At 54.5% G+C, this 19,312-nt stretch carries 20 protein-coding genes; 12 read left to right on the top strand and 8 right to left on the bottom strand.

Annotated features, from left to right (window positions below; translation table 11 throughout):
• Complete coding sequence (locus tag LA756_RS12995) at positions 1 to 510, bottom strand: ferritin-like domain-containing protein (protein ID WP_224440304.1); 510 nt, start codon at positions 508 to 510, stop codon at positions 1 to 3.
• 416 nt (positions 511 to 926) lie between these two features.
• Between LA756_RS12995 and LA756_RS12990 the strand changes: the two genes are divergently transcribed.
• Together LA756_RS12990 and LA756_RS12985 are read left to right on the top strand one after the other, a co-directional pair.
• The gene (locus LA756_RS12990) at positions 927 to 1,928 is read left to right on the top strand and encodes a response regulator (RefSeq protein WP_224440303.1); all 1,002 of its coding nucleotides are present in this window, start codon (positions 927 to 929) and stop codon (positions 1,926 to 1,928) included.
• A 200-nt stretch (positions 1,929 to 2,128) separates the two neighbouring features.
• The gene (locus LA756_RS12985; RefSeq protein ID WP_224440302.1) at positions 2,129 to 2,626 is read left to right on the top strand and encodes a fasciclin domain-containing protein; all 498 of its coding nucleotides are present in this window, start codon (positions 2,129 to 2,131) and stop codon (positions 2,624 to 2,626) included.
• A 57-nt stretch (positions 2,627 to 2,683) separates the two neighbouring features.
• Here the strand turns inward: LA756_RS12985 and LA756_RS12980 are convergent, their stop codons facing one another.
• Entirely contained in the window at positions 2,684 to 3,148 is a 465-nt protein-coding gene (locus LA756_RS12980) for a hypothetical protein (RefSeq protein WP_224440301.1), read from the bottom strand.
• A 409-nt stretch (positions 3,149 to 3,557) separates the two neighbouring features.
• Between LA756_RS12980 and LA756_RS12975 the strand changes: the two genes are divergently transcribed.
• From LA756_RS12975 to LA756_RS12965, 3 genes are read left to right on the top strand one after another with little or no spacing between them, the layout of a single operon-like run.
• Positions 3,558 to 4,382, top strand: a complete 825-nt coding sequence (locus tag LA756_RS12975; RefSeq protein ID WP_224440385.1) for an ABC transporter permease — start codon at positions 3,558 to 3,560, stop codon at positions 4,380 to 4,382.
• 12 nt (positions 4,383 to 4,394) lie between these two features.
• On the top strand, positions 4,395 to 5,222 hold the full coding sequence (locus LA756_RS12970) for an ABC transporter ATP-binding protein (protein WP_224440384.1): 828 nt from the start codon (positions 4,395 to 4,397) through the stop codon (positions 5,220 to 5,222).
• A gap of 19 nt (positions 5,223 to 5,241) precedes the next feature.
• Positions 5,242 to 6,318 (top strand): MlaD family protein, encoded by a 1,077-nt coding sequence (locus LA756_RS12965; RefSeq protein WP_224440300.1) that lies wholly within the window; start codon positions 5,242 to 5,244, stop codon positions 6,316 to 6,318.
• Between the two features lie 21 nt (positions 6,319 to 6,339).
• On the opposite strand, the gene LA756_RS12960 is transcribed toward LA756_RS12965, so the two are convergent.
• The gene (locus LA756_RS12960; RefSeq protein ID WP_224440299.1) at positions 6,340 to 6,969 is read right to left on the bottom strand and encodes a PEGA domain-containing protein; all 630 of its coding nucleotides are present in this window, start codon (positions 6,967 to 6,969) and stop codon (positions 6,340 to 6,342) included.
• 400 nt (positions 6,970 to 7,369) lie between these two features.
• Between LA756_RS12960 and LA756_RS12955 the strand changes: the two genes are divergently transcribed.
• Together LA756_RS12955 and LA756_RS12950 are read left to right on the top strand one after the other, a co-directional pair.
• Positions 7,370 to 8,716, top strand: coding sequence for a PP2C family serine/threonine-protein phosphatase (locus LA756_RS12955; RefSeq protein WP_224440298.1), 1,347 nt, complete (start codon positions 7,370 to 7,372; stop codon positions 8,714 to 8,716).
• Positions 8,717 to 8,811: 95 nt separating this feature from the next.
• The gene (locus LA756_RS12950; RefSeq protein WP_224440297.1) at positions 8,812 to 10,002 is read left to right on the top strand and encodes an LptF/LptG family permease; all 1,191 of its coding nucleotides are present in this window, start codon (positions 8,812 to 8,814) and stop codon (positions 10,000 to 10,002) included.
• Position 10,003: 1 nt separating this feature from the next.
• Here LA756_RS12950 and LA756_RS12945 read toward each other — a convergent pair whose 3' ends face one another.
• Both LA756_RS12945 and LA756_RS12940 read right to left on the bottom strand, forming a co-directional pair.
• Entirely contained in the window at positions 10,004 to 10,243 is a 240-nt protein-coding gene (locus LA756_RS12945) for a hypothetical protein (protein ID WP_224440296.1), read from the bottom strand.
• Between the two features lie 90 nt (positions 10,244 to 10,333).
• A complete protein-coding gene (locus LA756_RS12940; protein ID WP_224440295.1) occupies positions 10,334 to 11,344 on the bottom strand; it encodes a sugar phosphate isomerase/epimerase in 1,011 nt (336 codons plus the stop codon).
• 218 nt (positions 11,345 to 11,562) lie between these two features.
• Here LA756_RS12940 and LA756_RS12935 point away from each other — a divergent pair, with 218 nt between their 5' ends.
• Positions 11,563 to 12,033, top strand: coding sequence for a nucleoside deaminase (locus tag LA756_RS12935; RefSeq protein WP_224440294.1), 471 nt, complete (start codon positions 11,563 to 11,565; stop codon positions 12,031 to 12,033).
• 90 nt (positions 12,034 to 12,123) lie between these two features.
• Positions 12,124 to 12,786: a hypothetical protein gene (locus tag LA756_RS12930; RefSeq protein ID WP_224440293.1), complete on the top strand. Its 663-nt coding sequence runs from the start codon at positions 12,124 to 12,126 to the stop codon at positions 12,784 to 12,786.
• A gap of 8 nt (positions 12,787 to 12,794) precedes the next feature.
• Here LA756_RS12930 and LA756_RS12925 read toward each other — a convergent pair whose 3' ends face one another.
• On the bottom strand, positions 12,795 to 13,316 hold the full coding sequence (locus LA756_RS12925; RefSeq protein WP_224440292.1) for a hypothetical protein: 522 nt from the start codon (positions 13,314 to 13,316) through the stop codon (positions 12,795 to 12,797).
• A gap of 98 nt (positions 13,317 to 13,414) precedes the next feature.
• Positions 13,415 to 13,798: a preQ(1) synthase gene (gene queF / locus LA756_RS12920; protein ID WP_224440291.1), complete on the bottom strand. Its 384-nt coding sequence runs from the start codon at positions 13,796 to 13,798 to the stop codon at positions 13,415 to 13,417.
• 227 nt (positions 13,799 to 14,025) lie between these two features.
• Between queF and LA756_RS12915 the strand changes: the two genes are divergently transcribed.
• Positions 14,026 to 14,712, top strand: coding sequence for a 7-carboxy-7-deazaguanine synthase QueE (locus tag LA756_RS12915; RefSeq protein WP_224440290.1), 687 nt, complete (start codon positions 14,026 to 14,028; stop codon positions 14,710 to 14,712).
• Here the strand turns inward: LA756_RS12915 and LA756_RS12910 are convergent.
• Positions 14,709 to 17,000, bottom strand: a complete 2,292-nt coding sequence (locus tag LA756_RS12910) for an FHA domain-containing protein (RefSeq protein WP_224440289.1) — start codon at positions 16,998 to 17,000, stop codon at positions 14,709 to 14,711. The genes LA756_RS12915 and LA756_RS12910 overlap by 4 nt on opposite strands.
• 648 nt (positions 17,001 to 17,648) lie before the next feature.
• Here LA756_RS12910 and LA756_RS12905 point away from each other — a divergent pair.
• Both LA756_RS12905 and LA756_RS12900 read left to right on the top strand, forming a co-directional pair.
• Positions 17,649 to 18,053, top strand: a complete 405-nt coding sequence (locus tag LA756_RS12905) for a TraR/DksA family transcriptional regulator (protein ID WP_224440288.1) — start codon at positions 17,649 to 17,651, stop codon at positions 18,051 to 18,053.
• 157 nt (positions 18,054 to 18,210) lie between these two features.
• Positions 18,211 to 19,305 carry a S1C family serine protease gene (locus LA756_RS12900; RefSeq protein WP_224440287.1) on the top strand — a complete coding sequence of 365 codons (1,095 nt, stop codon included), beginning with the start codon at positions 18,211 to 18,213 and terminating at the stop codon, positions 19,303 to 19,305.
• Positions 19,306 to 19,312 lie beyond the last annotated feature (7 nt).

Raw genomic sequence — 19,312 nt, 5'->3', positions numbered from 1 at the left:
TTACTTGGGGGCCGAGACGTTGGCACATGTTTCGGCGACGTTCGTCAGGGTACAGTCGGCATTGGATTCTTCGTCGAGCGTATCCTGCAGAAGTTCGGCGGCCGCTTGGTGTCCGAGTCGTTTCGCCAACGCACGTGCGGTGCCGTAGCCGGCAATTTCATAATGCTCGACGCGCTGGGCAGCGGCGATCAGACCGGCATCCAGGACGTCCGGATTGCCCTTCGCTTCGAGCATCTCGTCTCCTTCTTTAAGCAAGCCTTTCATCGCTTCGCATGTCTCGGCTTTCGGCGACTCACCGATCAAGCGAAACACTTCTTCCAAACGTTCGACTTGACGTTCTGTTTCCACTAAGTGGGAGCTGAAGGCTTCTTTGAGCGACGCACCATTCGCAGCATCACGCATTTTGGGCAATGCTTTGGTAAGCCGCTGTTCGGCGTCGTAGAGATCTCGCAGTTGAGCGATAAACAGTTCTTCGAGGGTTTCAAATTTGGTGCTGGTAAACATTCCCATGGTTATTCATCCTTATGACAGGGGCATTGCTTAATCGTTACTGATTTCACGAATGTGCAAGCAATGTGCCAGCTGAAGGATTACATTTCACCAAGCGATGTTTCGCGGGATAGCTGTGCTTCGGTGAATCAAATTCGATGTGATGGATGATCAAAAGACGCGCGGCATGGATGGCCATTAACCATCGATTCGGAGGAGGCGTCTCTACTGTTTTCTCCGTGCCGTTCAGGACCGACGAGATCCACCAGCAGAGCCCAGAGAACTACGGTTGAACCCGGCTTCACGTGATCTTTATACACTCTGAACACGTAATCCATTGCAGCCTAGTAGCTTTAGCAGCTTAGATAGAAGTTATGGCTACGTCGAAAAGAAGTTCCGTCGCCGTTCGCTGTTAATATTTCGTGCAAAGGCCGCTCGTGGAGACCGCTCAAATTACGGACAACGATGCTCAGCCTCGGAGCGGGGGAATCTTTGTTTCCGGGTACGACGAAATCACGATCCTTGTCGTCGACGACACGGCCGTCGATCGTGCGCTGGTAGGCGGCATTTTGCAGAAGAACAATGCCGGGAACCTTTCGATCCACTTTGCTGAAAGTGGTGAAGAAGCCTTGGATATGGTGGCATCGGAAGAGCCCGATATTGTTCTGACCGACTTGCGCATGCCTGGCATGGATGGCTTGGAACTCGTCAAGGCGATGCGGTTCGAGTACCCGTTCATCCCTTGTATCTTAATGACTGCTCACGGAAGCGAATCAATCGCCGCCGAAGCGCTCAAGCATGGTGCGGCTAGTTTCGTGCCCAAGAAAGATCTGATTCACAAGCTGGCCCAAACGTTGATTAACGTACTCGCTTCGGCGCATCACGAACGCATTGCTCGCCGCTTTGACGAATGTTGGCACGAAACAACTTCGCAATTCACGCTGACCAACGATGCAAGCCTTATCGGGGCAGTGACAGGGCACGTGCAAAACTATTTGCAGAAGTTTCGGAGTGTGCCAGAGAATGAACTGGTTCGTTTAGGCGTTGCCCTCGATGAAGCACTGCGGAACGCAATGTTTCACGGGAACTTGCAGCTAGAGTCGGAGCTGTGGGCTGCCGATCCTGAAAAGTTCTATGCGGAAGCAGAACTACGGCAAAACCGAGAGCCGTACCGTAACCGTACGGTTCACTTCACACTGACTTGCCGGCGTGATGAAGTCCGCTTCGTCGTCCGAGACGAAGGACAAGGCTTCAATACCCACGGCCACGAATTCGATCCCGGCGATCCTATGCAACTGACGCGTCCCAGCGGCCGGGGGTTGTTTCTAATTCGGACCTTTATGGACGAAGTTTTTTTTAACGACGTCGGCAACGAGATCACAATGATCTTTCGTCCGAAAATGGCGGATGAACTTTCGTTCGATGAAGTCACGATGTAACGCCGTCGCTTGAGCAATTTTTTGCCGCGCAAAATTCTTTCGTTAATCGCCGCAGCGTCTCTGCGGTTTGCCACCGAGCAGACGAGATCTCGCCCCTCGAGTTTTCCCGGTGGACAAGCGTGCCTGTTTCGCAACGACGCGCGACAACCTTGTTACGGGATGTTTCGGATTCAAGCCATTCCTCACAAAGGTTGATTATTATGACTCTGCCCAAAATTGCTCTCGCCGCAATCTGTACTCTCGCTCTCGCCGCTTCCTCCGCAATTGCTGAAGATGCGAAGAAGCCAGCCAAGGCGGACATCGTCGATACGGCCGTCTCCGCGGGTCAGTTCAAGACTCTGGTCGCGGCAGTGACCGAAGCAGACCTCGTAGAAACGCTGAAAAGCAAAGGTCCTTTCACGGTATTTGCACCCACCGACGAAGCATTTGCCGCACTTCCTGATGGAACCGTGGCAACCCTGCTGAAACCAGAAAACAAAGAGAAGCTGGTCAAGATCCTGACCTACCACGTCGTCCCCGGCAAAGTGATGGCTAAGGACGCGATGAAGCTGAAGGAAGCAAAGACCGTTGAAGGTTCGACCATCGACATCGAGGTCAAAGATGGCTCGGTGATGATCGACGAAGCCAAGGTCGTCAAAGCTGACATTGTCACCTCGAATGGCGTGATCCACGTCATCGACAAGGTGATCATGCCGTAGTCCATTGTGGATGCGTCACGAAAGCTGATCTCTCTTCCCCGGAGAGGTCAGCTTTTTTTATGCGCTGCTGCTTGCTTTGCGGCTATCGCGTGTTTCGCGATGAAGCAGCAATGCGTGTGAACCCCAACCGCCCAAGATGGCTGCTGGCAGATAAAGAGCCAAGTCGATCAGGATAAACCAAAATGGAAACGCCATCGAAACAGCATTCACCAGACCCATCGCCGTAAAGATCCCACCGATTGCGAGAGACTCTTTCCAAACGCGATCACCTTCCACAAATCGGCCAAATGCGGCCCCGCTGAAAGAGCCGCCTGCATGTGCGATCCATACCAGAACGAAAGCGATAAACGGCAACGAAGCCAGGTGATGGCCGAACGCTTCGGCATCGCTCGGATCTTGCAGGTCAATTCCCGACGGCAAAGGGTACATTAAGAAGCAGGGAGTCAACAGCAAGACCATCATGGCCATGCCGACAACGACACCCAGCGGAATGGAAACAATGGCCCGAACGGTTGCCATCATCGTAGTTGCCGCTCCCTTGGGATTGCGGCCTCAAAGTTTGGAGGGTGATAGCGCCACGAAACGAATACCCCTTCGTAGCGCGAATGTAGGTGGGATTCGCCGAGCTATTATCGTCGGCGTTGTTGGGTGCCATCATAGCATTCGTGCGGATTGCGGGAAATAGAACGACCTTACCCTCCTAGTGGCCTCTTGCTAGCGTTTCTAGCCCTTCGGCGTGCGAATAGTTTCTCTAATCGGTACAACTTACTGAAGCCGCAAGGTGGATCGCGTCGATGATGAAAGAGACGACGCGGCACGGATTCGCCGCGGAAGGTGTGCTAGCACGAAAAGAGAAACCGCTTTGGCCTCAGGGACGGCAGACAATTCGAACCACGAAGAGCAGCAGGAGCCTGTCTCGACGCTTGCCGCAATCCAGTTGGCACTCTTTAACTGGCTTGCCGACTGGGGAGCTGTGGCAATTGATTGCGTCGTCGCGATCGGCGAATTGACTCTTTTCGCCTGGCGAACGGCTGCTTGGACGTTTGGGCGACTTCCTCGAAGGGAAACGCTTCTGCCGAGCTTCTATCAAGTGGGTGTCATGAGCCTGCCCGTGGTTGCGTTGACAGGCACATTCATCGGCATGGTACTCGCCGTGCAAAGCTACTATCAATTCCGCGAGCTGGGGCTTGAGACCCGGTTAGGGGCGGTCATTAATATGTCGTTGGTGCGAGAGCTTGGCCCCGTTTTGGCCGCGACGATGCTCGCTGGGCGTGTCGGAAGTGCCATGGCGGCGGAACTTGGAACGATGCGTGTTACCGAGCAGATCGACGCGTTAACTTCCATGGGCGCCAATCCGATCCACTACCTCGTCGTTCCCCGGGTGCTCGCAATGCTCTTGCTGATTCCCGCACTCACAGTCATGGCGGACTTCATGGGGTTTGTCGGTGGTTACTTCTACAGCGTGATCATCATCGGTATCGACAAGCACTTTTACTTGTACAACTCGCAACAGTTTGTCGGTTCGTGGGACATCTTCTGCGGTCTGTTCAAGAGTATCTTTTTTGGCGGCGTGATCGCGTTGGTCAGTTGCCATCAGGGATTCTACTGCACGGCCGGAGCAGAAGGGGTTGGCAAAGCGGCAACCGCAGCGTTCGTTTATTCGTTCGTGATGATCTTGATCATTGACCTCGTCCTGAATATCGGCCTGGAGCGTATTTATATGACGCTCTGGCCCGATGCGATGGTGACTTTGTGAGGTGATGAAATGATGCATGCCAGACTAGAAGCGGACGACGCCAACCCCCTGATCGAAGTCGACGATTTGCTCGTGCAGTTCGATGGTCAGACAATCCTCCGCGATATCAATCTTAGTATTCCTCGAGGTCAAACGCTGGCGCTAATCGGTGAAAGTGGTTGCGGCAAAACCGTGTTGCTGAAGTCGTTGATCGGCTTGGTCAAGCCGACGCGGGGCGAAGTTATGTTTGACAGCCGCAACATTCATGAGTTGAACGATCGACAGCTTACCAAGGAACGCATCCGCTTCGGCTTCGTGTTTCAGAATGCAGCGTTGTTCGACAGCATGACGATCGGGCAAAACGTTGCGTTTCCCCTGAAACAGCACACCAATAAGCCCCTTTCCGAGATTCGCGACATCGTCTTTCATCACCTGAAAGAGGTGGGACTACCGGAAGCAGTTGTTTGGAAGAAACCGGCCGAACTCTCCGGAGGGATGCGAAAACGCGTTGGTCTAGCACGGGCATTGGTCCTTAAGCCAGACGTTGTCTTGTACGACGAGCCGACGACCGGGCTCGATCCGATTATGAGTGACGTCATTAATGAACTTATTTTGCGAACACGCAGTAAATACCCAGTGACCAGTATTGTGGTCACGCACGACATGCGGACGGCCCAGAAAGTGGCGGACCGGATGATCATGATGTACCCCGCCGCACGGCTGAAAGAAGCCGAACCGCAGATCTTGTACGACGGTCGACCCGAGGAAGTGGAAGACTGTCGCGACACGCGAGTGACGCAGTTTGTGCGTGGGGAAGCAGGGCAACGCATCGAAGAAATGGGAGCCTTCATCGGCGACTAGCCCGAAGGAGCTAAGGTCAATGGACGACCGCGTTTTACAATTTCGAGTCGGTTTCGTGATGCTGGTCGCTGTGCTGCTGACTGGGATCTTGTTCTTTTTGCTGGGCGAACAACCACAGTTCCTTTCGCAAAAGGAAACGGTCTATGTCGTCTTTGAGACCGCTCCCGGTGTTACGATCGATACGCCGGTGCGCACCAGCGGCATCCTGATCGGCCGCGTCAGCAATGTGAAACTCCAAGATGATCGCAACGTCTTGGTGACGCTGAAAGTCGAAAAGCAAAACATGCCACATCAGAACGAGGTGTGTCGCATTGTTTCAGAATCGCTGCTGGGGGATGCGGCCCTCGAATTTGTGCCGACCGATCGCCCGGGGCTTCCTAACGAACCCCTGCCGGATGGGGCGAAGATTTCTGGCCTCGTTCAGACGAACCCTCTCGATGTACTCGTTAAGCTGGAAGGATCGCTCGTTTCGGCATTGACCACCATAGAGCAAGCTGGGGGCAACGTCAGCCAACTTGCGGCGAATGCCAATAAGCTGATCGAAGACAACGGCGACGATGTCGGACGGATCATGGCGAAAACAGAAGGAGCGCTTGAGCGTTTCGACACTACGTTGGCTTCCGTCCAGAACTTGGTGGGCGATCAGCAACTTAATCAACAGTTGAAGGAAGCGTTGCAAGGACTACCGCAGACTATTCAAGAGTCGCGAAAGCTAATCGACGAGCTTCGGACGGTGGCTGGGCGTGCCGATCGAAATCTGGAGAACCTCGAAGGCTTTACCGAGCCGCTTGGCGAACGAGGAGAACAACTTGTCGCCAACTTGGAAAATAGCACCGAGAACCTCAACATTCTTGTCGCTCAATTGGCCCAGTTCGGTCGTAAGGTGAACGAGTCGGAAGGTTCGCTGGGACAACTGATCAACGATCCGCATCTCTATCAAAACCTGAACGATGCGGCTCGCAACATTCGTGAGCTGACACTTCGGCTGCGGCCGATCGTGGAAGATGCTCGCGTCTTCGCTGATAAGATCGCTCGAGACCCCGGCCGAATTGGCGTGAAGGGTGTCTTAAACCGAAATCAGTCCGGCATTAAGTAAACCGGACTGACTGAGACGGTTCTAGAACCCGCCGGAGGGCAGGGGAGGAAGTTCGTAGCCGCCAGAGGGCAGGCTGTTCATGCCGGAGCTTGGCTGCGGCACTTGTTCGGCCGGAGGCGGTAACGTGGCGGGGTCCCAGTAAGGAACTCGCTGCTGGGCCGAAGGAGGAACAACCGTCGAAGGAACAGGCTGTTGCTGAGTAGGAACAATCGGCGTGGCGAAGCCGGCCTGGGCGTTGGCACGTAGCTGTTCCGCTCGTGAACGTAGCTCTTCGGGTGGGATCATGCGTAGGGGAACCATCTCGAAATCAAGTTCTCGCTGATCACGAATTTCCCACGGTACGAGATTCTCGGAAACGAAGTCCAGGCCCGGATATTGGTACCAAGGTGTCCGGAACGTATGTAGCTGGACGACCGGTTCGTAGCCATCTTTCTCCAAACGGATTTCCCGGGTGCCGTAGTAGGTATAGTCGGTTCCGACCGGTGTGACGCCGATTTCTTGGTTATCGACATACAGCACCGCACCGGGAGGATTCGTCCGAACGGTAAACCGCCGGCGCACGCAACCAGGGCTCATCATCAGGAGGGCCAGCAGTGCCAGCACCATGATGGGATGAAAAACGGTCGATTTTTGTGTGAAAAAAGGCCCCATGAGCTATCCTGAAATCAGGGGAGATGTGGGGCGGGAGTATAGCGATCTCACTTATCCGTGCCTAGATAGTTTTCTGAAAGTTGCTCTCTAAGCCGAAAAACTTGAGACGATCTCCTGCCAATCGGTTCAATTTCGCCAAATACGTGGCAACGCGAGACTTGGTTCTCGGTTGATAATGGGGCGAACAAATCGTAACCAACGAGCCTGTCGCGAGTTGCCCTCGCTAGCGGGTGCGTTTATTATCGAAGGCTTCCGATAAACTTTGTTGACAACGTAGGGGGGCTCGTTTGGGGCCCGCCGATAAAACATGGATGCAGGGCTTTCCGCAAGATACTTGCTAACTCTTGCCGAAAGATCGGTTAGCCCCTGTTCGACGAGGATTGCGTAGGTTTCCACGAGTATGCCCCAGAGTGAAAAGCATGATTGGGCCGGGTGTCTGCATGTTGCTGCGATGAGCGACGTGGGGATGCGACGTTCCAACAATCAGGACCACTTTGGCGTGGCGCTCGCACCTTCGTGGGAAGAATGGCAGGCTCGCGGCCATCTATTTATCGTCGCCGACGGCATGGGAGCCCACGCCGCAGGCGAACTTGCCAGCGAGATCGCCGTCGAACAGGTTCGCCATCTCTATAAGAAGTACCTCGACAAAAAGCCTGCGATGGCGCTGACTTCGGCCATCGAAGAAGCCAACCTCATCATTAACCGTCGCGGCGAGTCGAACGCGGCTTTCCATAAGATGGGGACGACGTGCAGTTGCCTGTTGCTGTTGCCGCAAGGGGCCGTGATGGGGCATGTCGGCGACAGCCGAATTTATCGGCTCCGAGGCGACAAGCTCGAGCAGATGACGTTCGATCACAGCATGGCCTGGGAAATTAAAGCGGCCACTGCCGGCAAAGACTATTCGTCCGACGTCTATGCAGCCATTCCTAAGAACGTAATTACCCGCTCGCTGGGGCCTTCGGCCGAAGTCGAAGTCGACTTGGAGGGGGCTTTCCCGCTAGAAGTGGGCGATACGTTCATGATGTGCAGCGACGGTGCCTCCGGTCCAGTTACGGACGAAGAGATCGCCCTGATCCTGCATTCGCTTGATCCCCCCAAAGCGGCTCAGTTGATGATCGACTTGGCTAACTTGCGCGGCGGTCCAGACAATATCACAGTGATCGTGGCTAGGGTTACGGATGAAAAGATGGCCAACGATTCTTGCAAAAGCGAGCCATTGATCGAAGAGGAAGATCTTCCACCTCCTCCAGTCGAGCGGCAGAAACGCGCCATTCCCAAAACGTTGTGGCTGGGAATCTTCTTATTGCTCGTCGCGGCTGGGATGGCCTATTACCTGCAGCAGATTCCTTATGCTCTCGCTGGTGTTTTGGTCGCCTTCGTCGCAACGATCATGGCATTCGTTTACAAATTCACTGGCGAACTGATTCCGGTGCCTGTGAAAAAGAAGTTTCGCTTCGGCAAAGGCCCTTATTCCGAGGTGCCGTGCCATGCCGATTCGAACACCGCTTTGAATCTGAAGATCCTGTACGACGAGCTTTCCGATGCGGCCGAATCAAACCAGTGGAAGATCGAATGGGAAAGCGTTAAACAGCTTGGCGAACGCGCCGAGGCCGAGATGAAGAAGGGGGGCTACTATGCCGCCGCGAAGCACTTCTTACTGGCCATCGGCTCGCTGATGTCGCAGATTCGCGGGCAGAAAGGGGCGAAAAACCCCCTGGAAGACGATTCTCGCGTCGATCTGGCCTGATTGTCGTTTTCTCTCTCGGCTGTAATTGCTAAAGTACGTGCCGATTCTTTTCTCGGCACGGGGCTGAGACCGGATCGAAATGGATTTCGATCGCGATGGGTATTTTACAGCGTTACATTGTCGAAGAGCTGCTGAAGGTTTTCGTTCTTGCGCTCGTCTCGCTCACGGCGCTGCTGTTGTTCATCGGTCTCGGCCAGCAAGCGGTTAAAGAGGGACTCGGGCTTGTCCCGCTGCTTAAAGCAGTTCCTTACCTGCTGCCCAATGCTCTGAGATTCGCCATCCCCGGCACGATGCTTTTCGCCGTCTGCAATGTCTACGGTCGCGTGAGTGCTAGCAACGAGCTGAACGCGATCAAGTCGGCCGGCATCTCGCCGATCTCGCTTATTGCTCCAGGGCTGTTCATCGCGTTGATGCTGTCGTTAGTTTGCGTCTGGCTGAACGACGTAGCCGTTTCGTGGGGGCACATGGGACTGCGGCATGTCATCATGCAATCCATCGACGAAATCGTTTATGGCGTGCTCAAAACCAAAAAGTCCTTCCACAGCGATCAGTTTTCGATTCTCGTAAAAGATGTCGATGGCGATCTGCTAATTCGCCCCGAGATCTCCATCACCAAGTCGGGCGAACAGGGCATGGTTAGCATCTCGGCCGCAACCGCGAAGCTGGAATCAGATCCTGCCCACAAGCAAGTGATCGTTACGCTCACCGATAGCCGCATTCATTCCACGGGACCGAAAGGCCAGCTCTTTGAGCACCCAGGAAAGTTTGTCACTTCGATTCCGCTGGTCGATCCGACCGCGGTCGAGGGGATTCGGGACGCATCGCACCAACCAATGCGGCGTCTGCCGGCATGGCAAGCGAAGATGAAAACATATCACCATCAAGTCGCCCAAGTCCTGGCCGCCAAAGGAGCGGCATGCCTGGTCACCGGACAGATGCCAAGCGAAGATGATCCGACATGGAGCTATTGGACGAAGGAAAAAGATTGGTCCGCCTCACAGATCAATCGACTGAAGACCGAACCCCATCGTCGCTGGGCAAATGGATTCAGCTGTTTGTTTTTCGCACTGCTAGGTATCCCGCTGGCCATTCGTCAGCGAAGCAGCGACTTCATCTCCAGCTTCTTCGCCGCATTCTTGCCAGTGCTGTTGGTTTATTATCCGCTGATGGCATTGGGGGTCGATCGAGCCAAAGATGGTCAGTGGCCAGCCGCAGCCGTTTGGCTGGGGAATATTGCTCTACTGGCTGTCGGTGGTTGGCTATTGCAGCGAACGATGAAGAACTAAGCTACTCGGTAATGTCCGAAGAGCGTCCGCAGAAGGGGCACTTCGATGCCGCGACAGGGTCGAACTCTTCGTCCTCGTCATCGCTGCGGAACGCTTCCGTCTGACGAAAACCACAGTCAGGGCACTTATGTTCCCACGAATGGATTTCGAGCTCGTCGTTCTGAAAGTGATTGTGCTGACACGTTAATAGATCAGAGCCGCACTTCGGGCAGCCACCAATCGTGATCCGCTGACGTGGCATAACGATTTTTCCTTTCGACCCAACAAAAAAGCAGGCTCCCCACGGAACCTGCTCTAGTTTGATCTATTTCAGTTCGCGAGTCATCGCGTATCAAAATCCGCGAGCGGCGATGATGTCGTCGAAGTCGCGCAGATGGTAGTCAACGCCGGCAAAGTCGAGGACCTTACAGAAGCCTCGCAGGGCCACACCGAAACCGTCTGGTCCGCTGAAGCCACCGAACTGACCGCCACCCTTGACGTGTGGTTCCATGTCGCAGAAGACGCCTGGGATGCCACGTTTCTTCAGCTTCTTTTCCAACTTCGGAATCGAGGAAGCGAAGTCACGCATGATCCGCTCGTAGGCGCTGTCGCCCAAGTCGGCAGGGACGAAGTTCTTCAGGGCATCTTCGTCGATGTGACCTTTCTCGCCGACTGGCTTGGTGATCTTGTAGTCTTTCACGTGCATCCAGCCGGTGCCTGGCTTCATGGCGATGTATTGATCGTACACTTCGTCAGGCGTGTACCCTTGGCAAACCAAGTTACCTGCGTCGAAGATCAGCATCATCGCTGGGTGATTCACTTTCTTGTGAATCTCGGCGAGAATGTCGCCATTCTGTCCGATCAAGTTAGCTTCAACTTCCAAACCGAATGTCAGATCGCTGCGATGACAAGCCTCGGCGATCTGTCCAAGTTGATCGACGGCCTGGGCAATGTGATCTTTCGGATCGGTTCCCTTCGGATGATAGAACGAGAACCCACGGATCAGTTTCGTTTCGAAGGCATGGGCCAATTCACAGGCCTTGTTGACGTCCTTTTCCAGGTACTTCTTGAACGGAACGAAACGGTTCTTGGTGCCGTCTTCTTCATCCAGCAGTTTGACTTTACCGATCGGCGAACCGAGCGACGAAACGTTCAGGCCGTATTCGCCTTCCAGGGTTCGCAGCTTGGCGATTTCGGCCTTAGTCAGATCCATCACGTTTTTGATGCCGTTGCCGACGTCAATGAAACGGATGCTGTAATACTCCAGCCCCAACGCTGCGAAGGCGCTGAACTGCTGTTCGGCCGTCTTCTGGTTCGCAGATTCGTCAGCAAAACCGGTCAAAATCACTTGGGGCTTGGTCATGTCGCTTTTCCAACTTGTGTCGCGTAACAATTCTCTAATGCACTAAGTTTCATGCACGGGAAGCCCGTATTGTGAATGCCCGGACACGCCATCGCAAGTGCCCCGCGGAAAGAGGGGTTGGTAGAAGTCGGAAGGTATTCGCCGGTAATAATCGTTCGGTAGCAAGTTCTCCGTCTGTTACAACAAGCTACACACCACCCTTGAAGCAGGAAGACCCCATGACGCCGGAATCTCTCATGCAGTTGGCGATCGAGAAGTGTCGCGAAGGTATCGCGTTAGGCCAAACCCCGTTTGGCTGTGCGATTGAAATGGACGGCGAAGTGATCGCCGTTTCGCATAACACCGTTTGGCAGACGATCGATATCACCGCCCACGCCGAAATCAACGCCCTCCGCGAAGCATGCCACGCCAAGCAGCATCCCATTCTGGAAGGTGCCACCGTCGCGACGACTTGCGAACCATGCCCTATGTGTGCCGCCGCACTGCACTGGGCACGTGTCGATAAAGTCTATTTCGGAGCGACGATTGAAGATGCCGATACGGCCGGTTTCAGCGAGCTCGACCTTCCCGCCGAGAAAGTGATCGCGGCCGGTGGAGGCTCGACTATTTTGGTGCCGAATCTGCTTCGCGATGAATGCAGAGCCCTTTTTGAAGAATGGAAACAAGACGAACATCGTCGACATTACTAAGGCATTTGCCAATTTGCCCAAAGCTTTCCGGGGGCCAGCTACCGATAAACGAAGCCTAGTCAGGCGAACCATTTTTGTAGGAGAACATGCATGTTCTGTTCTCAGTGTGGTGTGAAAGCGAGCGGCAATTTCTGTTTCCAGTGTGGCCATCGACTTCGGTCGGCAAGCGAACACGCGGCTGAAGAATTGGTTCCAGCGATGGTTGCGTGGGAAGACGACGCGGTTTACGAACGCGTTGCGGCGAATGTCGAAGTTCGTACTGCCATTGCCAGCCATGCAGCGCAAGCACGCCCCGGACTGTCGGCCGACGCGTTGATGGAAATCGCCGACAAAGTGGTTCCGATCGGCGTTTCTTATTCCGCGGTAACCGCTGTGGCCCAGCCAATGTGGGCATCGCTTGGTGTGCGAACTGGAAAAGAGCGAACGGAAACGCTGGTTGAACCAGTCGGCCGCGTGTTGGCCAAAGTCCTGTGCAGCTTGGCCAAGCATCAACAAACCGTTCAACGTGTCGAGCAAGCGGAACAGGGATGTACGATCCTCGCGGAACTTCCGTCGTCGATTTGGGCCATGAAAGGGGAACTGTCGATTACGTTGGCCCGACAAGACAAGCAATGCGTCGTTACCGCAGCCACCAATATCCCCGGCCAGGCATTCGACTGGGGGCTAAGTCAACGCTGTCTCGAGGCGTTATTTGTGGACTTGGGAAGCGAAACGATTTTGTCGGTCACCCGCACGAGCATGGATGCTGCATAGAACGAGTTCTATGGCTTGGGTTCAGACTCGCTGTGTGTCGACGCGTGGGAACCTTTTCGTCGTGACCGCCATCGGTTCAACGCCGTCGCTGTGATAAGAAACAGCACGCTACAGATGCCGACACTAACCAGGACATTCCGTACCTGATCTTCGACTACGCGGCTTCGGTGTGGATAAAATGACGTTTCTGGTAAGACGGTCGTCAACGCATTCGTCATGATCATGCTGATGAACAATGTCAGCATGGCATAGGCGAGTCGGCGAATCATGGATCGCCCATGCGAGTTGACGAAGAGTTCTGATCCCGCGAACGTGAGTACTACGAAAAGCCCGCGAACCCAGGCATCGTTCGGAGTATGCCCTGACGAACCGAAGTAATCGTAAGCATAATAGATCGTCCCACCCCAAATTGCATAACCAAGAGCCCCAAGCAATACGGCCCGAGCAACACGTGCCCCCGGCGACAAAGCGGGAGACTCTGCTGGGGCAATTTCCGACTGCGGTGACTCAAACGGGTTGCTGTCTGGCATGCAGCTTCGCTTCGTGGTAGGGCCCGCGTGTCGCAGGTCGGTCAGTGGCTTGGAGACCAACGTTCTAACCCTCGACACGCGAACCCTACCGAGACGCCTTAAATTACCGTCAACTCGTCCGGTGGGGTTTCGCTGTAATGTTCGACGGTGATCGTCGAGCTGATTCCGCCGCGAGGGGTGAATTCGGCTCGGACTTGCATCCAGCGAGGGTGAAGACACTCCACTAGATCGTTCAAGATGACGTTGGTCACGTTTTCGTAGAAAATCCCTTGGTTGCGATAGGCCTGCATGTACATCTTAAGGCTTTTCAGCTCGACGCAGGTCGCTTCCGGGATGTAGGTGATGTGGATCGTACCGAAGTCGGGCTGGCCGGTTTTGGGGCAGACCGAAGTGAACTCAGGCACGCTGATTTCGATCTCGTAATCTCGGTTGGGGTGTTGATTCTCGAAGGTTTCGAGAAGGCCACGATTCTCTTCTGACACGGTCCGATACTCCTCGCTTGGTGGTAAACTGCTATTTTGAGGGCAAACCGGAGGCCTGACTAGACCTGACTTTGCTCGGAAATTTGCCTATTTCCGTGTGCGGTCTGCCGAACATGTCCCACGCGTTAGGCTCTTTCTGGGTATTCTGGAAGATTCGTTGCGGCCAGCGTAGCGATTGGACTGTGAAATAGTGGGAAGGGCAAACGTCCTTCCGCGGTGATTTATAAGTGCGTATTGCGGAAATTTATCGATCCATTCAAGGCGAAGGCCTGCTCACCGGCGAGTCGAGCACCTTTGTCCGCGCCAGTGGCTGCAATCTTCGCTGCTGGTTCTGCGATACACCGCACGCTTCGTGGAACCCGGAAGGGGAAGATCTTTCGGTCGCCGAGATCTTGGGCCGCATCGAACTTTTAGAAGTTGATAAGGTCGTGCTCACCGGCGGCGAACCGATGCTGTTCGCCGAAATGATCCCGCTATGTGAAGGAATCCAGCGATCGGGGCGGCACATCACCATTGAAACGGCCGGCACGCTGCATTTGCCGCTCGCGTGCGATTTAATGTCGATCAGCCCCAAAATGTCGAACTCGGCTCCGGATGCCCAAGAGTTTCCTCGTTGGCATCGGCGGCATGAACAAACCCGCGATCAGTTGGACATCGTGCGCCGGTTGATCGGCGAGTTTCCATACCAGCTGAAGTTTGTCATCGACAAGCAACCAGATTGCGACGAAGTGCTGCAGTATCTGGACCGACTACCAGAGATCGACCGCCAGCGGGTATTTGTGATGCCGCAGGGAATCGAACTTCCGCAACTGGAAGCAATCGGTCAATGGCTCAAGCCGTGGGCTGAACAGCACGGGCTGCAACTCTGCCAGCGCAAGCAAATCGAATGGTTCGGATTTGCTCGCGGGACTTAGACTTCTTCTTCCTCGGTCGGCTCTGATTCCTGTGCCAATCCGTGCGGATTGATGATCTCGTCTTTGAAACGCTTGTCCATGCGTTCCTTGCGATTCGACTTCACGTGCTGATAAATAACCGCCGATTGCAACCACCAGAAAACCGTGATCACGTACGCCATGCATGCTCCAGCGAACGCCACGCTCAGGTAGCTTGTCGACAAGTAGTGCAGCGTGAAGCCGGCCGCCAACGCAAACAGCGAAACCATCATCTTCGACTTGCAGAGTGTTTCCCAGCGATTGATCGTGGCCGAGTCGATGGCTGCTTTGGCCGTTTCGTTGGCCAGTTCCCGTAGCTTGCGAATATCGGAGGTTTGCTCAGGCGCGTTACGTGACGGAATGAACTCTTCCCGCGTGATTGGACGAACTGGTTCCGGCTCAGGCTCCGGTTCCGACTTCTCGACTTTGACCGGTTCGGTCTTCTTGGGCTGCGGAGCCGGTTCTGGTTCGCCTGTCTTGGCACGCATTCGAGCCAGCAGGTTTTGCATGTAATCGTCGATCGAGATGTCGTCGTCCGACGTACCACCGGCAGGCTTGTCTTCTTTTACTTCGTTAGATGGCGATTCGTGTGCGGTGTAATCCGATTCGGGCGAATCTTGCTCTTCCTCCGGAAACTGGAAATTGGGGAAACTCGTAAGACCCGTTACTGGGTTCACGTTCGGAGTTTCCTTTTCATTCGCCAACTCCGCCGGCGATTCTTCCTCGGGCTCGGTCGCTTCGTGAGAAGTCGGTTCAGGCGTTTCACGCAGGATTCCCATTGAGCGAAGGTGATCGATCGCCGAGTCATGTTCTTCGACCTCTTCCGGCGAATCGGCAGCGGTCGGAGGCGTGGCGATTCGACGTTCCTCTTCCAACTGCCGGCGAATTGTCAGGCATTGTTGGCGAGCATCTTCGAGCTGTTGCTTCCAGTTCTCTTCGATCTCTTTTTGCTGGTGAATCGTTTTCTGAAGTTCGACGTTTTGCTCGCGTAGTTCGTCAAGTTGCAATTTGAGGTCATCGCCACGAAGCGTTGCATCTTCCAACTGATGACGAAGCGAATCCACGTCTGCCGCATGTTGGGCAAGCTCTTCTGGAGAAGCTCCTTCTGGCTGGGCCTGATGGGCTTCGCTTAGTTGTTGTTCCAACTCGGCAATCTTCGACTGCAGTTCGTTGGCAAGTTGCTCGCGCTGCTCAAGTTCTTCCTGCGACCACGCCAATTCACTTTCGGCGTGCTTGAGCGAATCGCGATTCTCTTGCAGCTCGCGCGATGCATCGTCGTAGGCCAGACGCAATTCGGTGAGACGGGACACGGCTCCGTTGTCTTCTGATTCCGATGTTTCTTCGGCAGGGACAACCTGATCACGCATCTCGCGGAGGTGAGACAAGATCGATTTGACGCGAGTCTTGCCATTCTTGCGGGTCGAAAGCCAGCGTTCGCGAAGTTGCTCGGCACGGGACTGGAGTTCTTCCGATTGTTCTTTGAGATGCGAAACGGTCGCTTCGGATTCTTTCAAGGTGGCTTCCAGGCGACGCCGCTGAGCACGCTCTTCTTCGCTGGCGTCGGCGGTTGAAACCAGTTCCTGACGAATCTCGGTAATTTGGTTTTGCTTGATCTCCAGCTGTTCGCGCAGCTCGGCTTGCAATTGACTGTTGCTGGTAATCAGATCGCGGACATGATTCAGCAATGTCCTTACGCGGCGATTGCTTTGCTTGCGGCGTTCGATGCGCTGTTCGGTCAGAAGCTGTTCGTGCGACTCTGTCGTCGTTTGAACGTCTGCTTCTTTGGCCAACAACGAATCGACGAGCTTTTGCGTTTCGTCAAACTTTGCTTGCAGATCGCTGAAGGTGTCTTTTTGTTGACGCACGACATCCAGCAAGCTGCGAATGCGGCGATTGGTTCGTTTGCGCAGCGCGCGGCTGGACGGTTTCCGTTCTGGGAGCGGTTGCGTGACGTTTGGAGAAGCGGCTTGCTCGTCTTCCAGGATCTCGAAGCTCAAGCTGCCGAGGCTCAGACGATCGCCGATACGTAGCCAGGCTTCGGAGATTGTGTTGCCATTAATACGTGTATCGCGCGTCCACGATTTAACAATCATTCCCCCTTGGCCGCGATAGATGACGCAGTGCTTCGGCTGCACGTCGGCGGCAATCAAACGCAACTGGCAGCCAGCATCTGATCCGACGAGGCACTTCGGCGCATGAACGCGGATGATCTGTCCGTCGCGTTCGGTTCCTTCGACTTTCAGGACCAGCGGCGAGGACGATTTGCCCAAGAGCTTAGAAGCGCGTTTCGAGGGGGGGAGAACGTTGTTTTGAACCATGGTACTGCTTTGCAAGGGTAGGAAACGCCTCAGGACGTCGGGCTGCTGACTCGTGCAGCAAACCGCGGGGGGCGGCCTGTAAGTGCCTATTTCGCTAAGGGATATAGGTCACGCTGACTGTACGGTCAAAGCAGTACCTGCGGAGAATCTTGGGCGATCAAAAAGAGTTCACCCGGGCAATTTAGATAGGGAAATTGAGAGAAAATGTCGATGATCCGATTGCACCGACAGGGGCTACCGCAAAGCAAGTTGACCCGATTTTCGCAAGAGGAAAGTGTCTTGAATATGAAATCGGCTTGGCCAATCCGTGGTAAAAAAGCCTCAGTCGACCATGGCTTATGCTTTGTAAAGCTTTATTGCAGAACGTGTTACGGCAAAATCGAGAAACTGCTAAGAGAACGTGAAACCGGAGGAAAATTTCTCGGTTACTGTTCTAGAGGCGTACTATAGTTTCGTTACGTCAGTGAGATGAAAGATTTGCCCGCCAAACAGGGGGACTGAAAGCCTCGATTAGTTTCGAGCTTTCCGCTCCATTTAAATACTAGGCAGGGGCGAAACGAATCGCTAAAAATACGACTTTCCTGCTCCCAAGGTGACATCATGGCACGGTCAAGAGACGAATTTATCGGCAAGATGAAGGAAATTCTCCTTCGCCGTCGCGACGCCCTGCGTAAGGCGTTGGCTGGGGACTTGAGTCTGTTGAAGGAACTTGAACAGACCTCCGGCGACGTCGTCGACTTCGCGCTCGATTCGGTCCAGGACGAACTCAGTTCGCAGTTGGCCGAAGTCGAAAGCCGTGAACTTGCCAGTATCGATACGGCACTCGAACAAATCAAAGCCGGCAAGTACGGTGAATGCGAAGGCTGCAGCGCCACCATTCCGATCGCTCGCCTGCAGGCATTACCGTACGCGACGCTGTGCATCAAATGCCAACGCGAACTGGAAGAACTTGGTCCTGATGGCGTCAGCTGGGCCCAGACCGACGACACCCAAGCCGTCAACTAACGCACGGCCGCTACAACCCGCAAACTTTTAACGGGACGAGTCTAAAACTCGTCCCGTTTTTCTTTTCCTCGTCGCACTGCTAGCACGATCTAACTTGTGGGGTGTGGTTCATGATGGACCACGCCGACAGAACTCCCCCGGTTTTGGTGTCGATGCTATGCGATCTTACCTATCCCTCTCGCTTGTCTTGCTCGTTTCCACGATTGCTTCGGGGCAAGAACGCTATGTCTCGCCGATGGAGCGTGCCGAGTTGCGTGAAGAAATTCTCGCTGAGGCTGATTTCCTTCAGCGGCATCTCAATCATTTAAAGCGTGTGGTGAAGTTCGTTCGTCCCTCCATCGTGCATATTGAAACGACGATGGCTGGTAATGGCTTCTCGCGAAATAGCGAAGTCGACGAAGCTGGTGCAGGGATTATCTTCTCACACGGCAAAGGTTTCTTCATCCTGACCAACCGCCATGTCATCAATCAGGCCCCGCTCGAGCGGATCCGAATTTACCTGGAAGATGGCCGGCTGATCCGCGCCAAGCGTGTTCTCACCGATCGCGATACCGACGTCGCCGTCGTTGAAGTCGACGCCGAGCGACTCGTGCCTGCCGAAGTGGGAGATAGTTCCCGGGTAGAAGTAGGCGAAATGGTATTTGCGGTCGGCAGTCCTTTTGGATTGAGTCAGACAGTAACTTACGGAATCATCAGTGCCGTTGGACGCCGCAACTTACAACTTGGTCGCCAAGGCTTGAAGTTACAGAATTTCTTTCAGACCGATGCCGCCATCAATCCAGGAAATAGCGGTGGTCCGCTGATCAACCTGCGAGGCGAGGTTATCGGTCTGAACACGGCCATTGCCAGCAACTCAGGCGGAAACGATGGCATCGGCTTTGCCATTCCGATTCACGCGGCCCTTAGCGTTGCCGAGCAATTGATCGAGAAAGGGCAAGTCGCGCGGGCATTCTTCGGTGTTCGTATGGATGCCGACTTCGACGCCGCAGCTGCCAAAGAGATCGGTTTGTTTCGTGCTCGCGGAGCGAAAGTAAGCGGCGTCACGCCTGGTTCACCTGCGGAAGCTGCCAAGATTCAAGTCGGTGACATCATCACCAAGTTCCACGGACAGGAAGTGGAAGACGATTTGCAACTGATCAACATCGTCAGCTTATGCCCGCTCGACGAAGACATTCGCTTCGAGATCTTCCGCGATGGCAAGTTCGTCGAAATGACCGTACGGCTTGCGGCTCGAAATCGATTTGAGAACTAGACAGTCT

The sequence above is a fragment of the Bremerella sp. TYQ1 genome (assembly GCF_020150455.1).
GTDB lineage: Bacteria > Planctomycetota > Planctomycetia > Pirellulales > Pirellulaceae > Bremerella > Bremerella volcania_A.
This window is presented reverse-complemented; position numbering and strand designations above follow the sequence as displayed.

What these genes read in the sequence shown, in the direction of transcription:
- LA756_RS12935 (WP_224440294.1), top strand. Translation starts at nt 11,563, where the DNA reads ATGACGCCGGAATCTCTCATGCAGTTGGCGATCGAGAAGTGTCGCGAA.
- LA756_RS12970 (WP_224440384.1), top strand. Translation starts at nt 4,395, where the DNA reads ATGCATGCCAGACTAGAAGCGGACGACGCCAACCCCCTGATCGAAGTC.
- LA756_RS12965 (WP_224440300.1), top strand. Translation starts at nt 5,242, where the DNA reads ATGGACGACCGCGTTTTACAATTTCGAGTCGGTTTCGTGATGCTGGTC.
- LA756_RS12960 (WP_224440299.1), bottom strand. Translation starts at nt 6,969, where the DNA reads ATGGGGCCTTTTTTCACACAAAAATCGACCGTTTTTCATCCCATCATG.
- LA756_RS12925 (WP_224440292.1), bottom strand. Translation starts at nt 13,316, where the DNA reads ATGCCAGACAGCAACCCGTTTGAGTCACCGCAGTCGGAAATTGCCCCA.
- LA756_RS12950 (WP_224440297.1), top strand. Translation starts at nt 8,812, where the DNA reads ATGGGTATTTTACAGCGTTACATTGTCGAAGAGCTGCTGAAGGTTTTC.
- LA756_RS12940 (WP_224440295.1), bottom strand. Translation starts at nt 11,344, where the DNA reads ATGACCAAGCCCCAAGTGATTTTGACCGGTTTTGCTGACGAATCTGCG.
- LA756_RS12900 (WP_224440287.1), top strand. Translation starts at nt 18,211, where the DNA reads ATGCGATCTTACCTATCCCTCTCGCTTGTCTTGCTCGTTTCCACGATT.
- LA756_RS12930 (WP_224440293.1), top strand. Translation starts at nt 12,124, where the DNA reads ATGTTCTGTTCTCAGTGTGGTGTGAAAGCGAGCGGCAATTTCTGTTTC.
- LA756_RS12980 (WP_224440301.1), bottom strand. Translation starts at nt 3,148, where the DNA reads ATGATGGCAACCGTTCGGGCCATTGTTTCCATTCCGCTGGGTGTCGTT.
- LA756_RS12985 (WP_224440302.1), top strand. Translation starts at nt 2,129, where the DNA reads ATGACTCTGCCCAAAATTGCTCTCGCCGCAATCTGTACTCTCGCTCTC.
- LA756_RS12955 (WP_224440298.1), top strand. Translation starts at nt 7,370, where the DNA reads ATGCCCCAGAGTGAAAAGCATGATTGGGCCGGGTGTCTGCATGTTGCT.
- LA756_RS12945 (WP_224440296.1), bottom strand. Translation starts at nt 10,243, where the DNA reads ATGCCACGTCAGCGGATCACGATTGGTGGCTGCCCGAAGTGCGGCTCT.
- LA756_RS12905 (WP_224440288.1), top strand. Translation starts at nt 17,649, where the DNA reads ATGGCACGGTCAAGAGACGAATTTATCGGCAAGATGAAGGAAATTCTC.
- LA756_RS12995 (WP_224440304.1), bottom strand. Translation starts at nt 510, where the DNA reads ATGGGAATGTTTACCAGCACCAAATTTGAAACCCTCGAAGAACTGTTT.